The sequence below is a fragment of the Saccharopolyspora sp. 6M genome (assembly GCF_020176775.1).
GTDB classification, from domain to species: domain Bacteria; phylum Actinomycetota; class Actinomycetes; order Mycobacteriales; family Pseudonocardiaceae; genus Saccharopolyspora_C; species Saccharopolyspora_C gregorii.
In genome coordinates this window covers 1-3,764 of sequence record NZ_JAIUJZ010000118.1, presented here as the reverse complement: position 1 = coordinate 3,764, position 3,764 = coordinate 1, and the positions used below count along the sequence as shown (strand labels likewise).

The 3,764-nt window shown below is 74.4% G+C and carries 2 protein-coding genes and 1 pseudogene; 2 read left to right on the top strand and 1 reads right to left on the bottom strand.

The window, feature by feature from the left end; all coding sequences use genetic code 11:
• Positions 1–607 (top strand): annotated as a pseudogene (locus LCD31_RS16945) (hypothetical protein); the annotation flags it as partial.
• Positions 608–688: 81 nt separating this feature from the next.
• Here LCD31_RS16945 and LCD31_RS16940 read toward each other — a convergent pair.
• Positions 689–1,279, bottom strand: coding sequence for a DUF2567 domain-containing protein (locus tag LCD31_RS16940; protein WP_224959344.1), 591 nt, complete (start codon positions 1,277–1,279; stop codon positions 689–691).
• A 405-nt stretch (positions 1,280–1,684) separates the two neighbouring features.
• On the opposite strand from LCD31_RS16940, the gene LCD31_RS16935 reads away from it, so the two are divergent.
• On the top strand, positions 1,685–3,634 hold the full coding sequence (locus LCD31_RS16935) for an arabinofuranosyltransferase (RefSeq protein WP_224959343.1): 1,950 nt from the start codon (positions 1,685–1,687) through the stop codon (positions 3,632–3,634).
• The last annotated feature ends 130 nt before the right edge of the window (positions 3,635–3,764 follow it).

Sequence of the window (3,764 nt, the reverse complement as noted above, 5' to 3'; positions counted from 1 at the left end):
GCTCGCGGCGCCGCAGACCTCCGCCGAGACCTCCCCCGGCTCGTCCCCGCCCACCGCGCCCGCGCCCGCGCCGCTGGTACCGGGCTGGCTGGCGGTGGCGGTGCTGAAGCGGCGCGCCGCCTACGACGTCCCGCCGGAATGGCGGCTGGAGACCCCGGACAACGTGATCGGCTTCGGGGAGCAGGACGACCCGGTGACCATGACCGGGGTCGCGATCTACCAGCGCGGCTACTGCCCGGACCGCGGCGGCAGCTTCCGCGCGCTCGCGGGCGCCACCGCACGGCGCGGCCCGGACGACGCGACGGTCGCCACCGACACGGCCCGCCGGTTCGCCGAACTCGCCTACGGCGCCGACGCCCGGATCGAGCTCGGGCCGCCGCAGCCGGTGGTGCTTCCCGGTGGTCTGCCGGGGACCAAGGTGGTCGCCACCGCGTTCCCCGCGCCCGCGGCGTGCGGCGCGCCGAGCGCGGTGGTCAACGTGCTCGCCACCAACGGGAACGGGGAGAGCTCGGTGGTGCACGTCGTCGGTGCCGACCAGGAGGTGCCCGGCGCCGTGACCCCCGACGTCCTCGACGGCATCACGGCCTCGGTGCGCCCCGCGGGCTGAGCAGCGCCCGCCCCGCCCCGCGGGCCGAACGACCCCCAACCGGCCCGCGGGCTGAGCGGAGCCGCCGGGCGACCGAGCCGATCAGCTGCGGCGGCCCAGGTCGTCGAAGCCGTTCCAGGAAGCGGCCAGGCCGTAGCCGAGCGCCAACCCCAACGGCTGCACCAGCACGGCCCACGGCGTGCCGACCGCGGGCGGGACGGTGAGCGCGGAGCCGAAGCCCAGGTCCGCCGGCCACGGGTACAGCTCGGACGCGAACGTCGCCCCCATCCGCATCGCCAGCCACGCCGAGACCAGCGAGCCGAGCGCGGCGGCGACCAGCAGCACCGGCCCGCGCCGCCTGCGCAACGTCCACAGCACGGCGGCGGTGACGATGCCGGTCGCGAACGACAGCAGCAGGAACAGCGCCAGCGCGTCGAAGTCGTGGTAGCTCTCCACGATCTGCGCGGGCACCGGCGTCCCGGTGCGGCCGAGCAGGCTCGCCTGCGGCGGCGCGATCCGGGACCACACCCACCCCAGCGGCATCCCGAGCAGCGCCACCAGGGACAGCGCGCTCAGCGCGGGCAGCAGGTCGGCGCGCACCGCCGGCCGCCCGGTCCGCTCCTCCGGTCCTGGCACGCGCACCGCACCTGCGGGTTCGGGTGTTCCGCTGGTCTCGACCGCTCCTGGTGGCAACAGCCGACCCTCCTCGGTGGTGTGGCAGGCACTGGCCCGCCTTGGGGCCTGCGCGGTGGGTTGTTCGTCGGTTCCGTCGGCGGCGGGGCCGCCGCGCACGCCACCGGCGGCGGCTCCTCGCGGGGACGGCTCGTCCCGTGCACCGAGCGGTTCCGCAGCGGGGGGACGCCGGGGTTCCGCCACCCGCCCCTCGCGGCAGGAGCACGAAGTCGACGCCTCCAGCACCCTAGCGGGTGATCGTCGGCACCCGCCCAGGCGCGGCGCGGGCGCCGGGTGGCCATCCTCTATTCTGCGCGGGCGTCCTGTCCCCCACTTCCGAAGGATCGAACCCACGTGGCGGGAACCTTGCCGAGTCCGGTGCTCACCGGGCCCCGATCGATCGATGCGCCGCGCCGGAATTCCGCCGTGCGACTTCCGCTGCGCAGCACCGTTTCCGAGCTGGTCGCGGGATCGGTCGTCGCCGCCGCGGTGAGCCTCGTCCTGCAGTTCGCGGTGGCGCGGCTGGGCATCAGCGAACCGAGCTTCGCGCCGGAGGCGCTGGCCTCGCTCGGCGCCGCGCTGGTGTTGTTGATCACGTTCGTGCTGCTGGCGGTCGGCCCCACGCGGTTGCCGCGGCCGGTGCGGCTGGCGGGGACGTGGGCCGCGCTGTCCACGTTCACCACGCTGGCGCTGGCGATCCCGCTGCAGGCGACGCGGTACTACTTCGGCGGTTCCTCGACGGACAACGCGTTCCGCCTGCAGTACATGACGCGGGCGGCCTCCACGTGGGGCCTGTCCGACATGAACTACGCGGGTGTCGCGCCGTACTACCCGGGCGGCTGGTTCTGGCTGGGGGGCAGGTTCGCGAACCTGCTCGGCTGGGAGGGCTGGGCCGCCTACAAGCCGTACGCCTTGATCTGGGTGGCGGTGACGAGCGTCGTCGCGTTCACGTTGTGGAGCGTCGTGGTGCGCAGGCGGCTGGCGCTGCTGGCGGCCATCGCGACCTCGCTGGCGGGGATGCTGCACGGCATCGAGGAGCCCTACGCGTGGCCGTCGGCGGCGTGGCTGGCGCCGATCGCCGTGCTGGCCTGGCACGCGCTGCGCCGAGAGGAGCGCGCCCCGCGCTGGACGCTGGTGTGCGTCGGCGGGTACGTCGGTTTCGCGGCGATCACCTACACGCTGCACTTCGGCTTCGCGGTGCTGCTGATCGTGGCGATGGCCGTGGTGGTCGGCGTGTTCCGGGTCCGCCGCGGCGAGCGGGTGTGGCCGACGGTCCAGCGCATGTTCTTCCGGCTGCTGCCGATCGGCGTGGTCAGCGGGCTGATCTCGCTGCTGGTGTGGCTGCCGTACGTGCTGGCCACGCACGTGTTCACCGACAACCCGCGCAGCGCGGCGCTGCACTACCTGCCGGAGGACGGTTCGTTCCTGCCGGTGCCGATGACGGACGCGAGCCCGGTCGGCGCGCTGTGCCTGGCCGGGTTCGCCTGGCTGGTGCTGCGCGCGCGGCGCAGCGAGGTCGCGGCGGCGATGCTGACCGTGGTGGTCGCGATCTACACCTGGTTCGGCCTCTCGACGCTGGCGCTGGTCGCGAAGACGACGCTGCTCGCGTTCCGGCTGAACGTGATCCTGGGCGTGGTGCTGGCGGTCGCCGGGGTGTTCGCGGTGCTGGAGTTCATCGGCTGGCTGCGGGAACGGGTGGACGCCGCCTACGCCGCGCGGATCACGGTGCTGTCCTGCGCGCTGGGGCTGCTCGGCGCTATCACGTTGACGCAGGGCGCGATCGGCAGCGCGCTGGCACCGTCCGCGACGCAGGCCTACGACGACTACTACCCGACGGGCGACAACGCGAAGGGCGCCCGCGACCCGGAGCAGACGGGTTCGTGGGCCGACGACGTATACCGGGCGGTGTCGCAGCTGACCGGCCGCCCGCCGCAGCGGAACCTGCTGCTGACCACCGACTACAAGCTGCTGTCGTTCCAGCCGTACTGGAGCTTCCAGCAGGAGACGCCGCACTACGCGAACCCGCTGGCGGACTACGACGGGCGGACCGCGGAGATCGAGCGCTGGACGAAGGCCCGCAGCGGCCAGGAACTGCTGGACATGCTGCAGCGCAGCCCGTTCACCACGCCGAACGTGTTCGTCCTGCGCAACCAGGGCAGCCCGGTCGCCTCGGAAGCGGACCAGGAACGCGCCGCGGACCCGTCGGACGAGAACGGCCGGAAGCTGGCGCTGAACCTCAAGGGCGACGCGTTCCCGCAGCTGCCGAACGTGCGGGACTACGACGTGTTCTTCGACCCGGCCGCGTTCGACGACCCGCGGTTCGAGCGCCGCGAGGTCGGCCCGTACACGGTGATCGCGCTGCGCGACGCGCGCTGACCCGCACGACCACCGCGCCCCCGGGATCGCCCGGGGGCGCGGGGGGGTTGAGGGCCACCGGGTCGGGCGGTGTCCCCGCCCGGGGCCGGGGGGGGGGGGGCGCCCCCGCCGTTCCGCCGGGGCCCCGGCG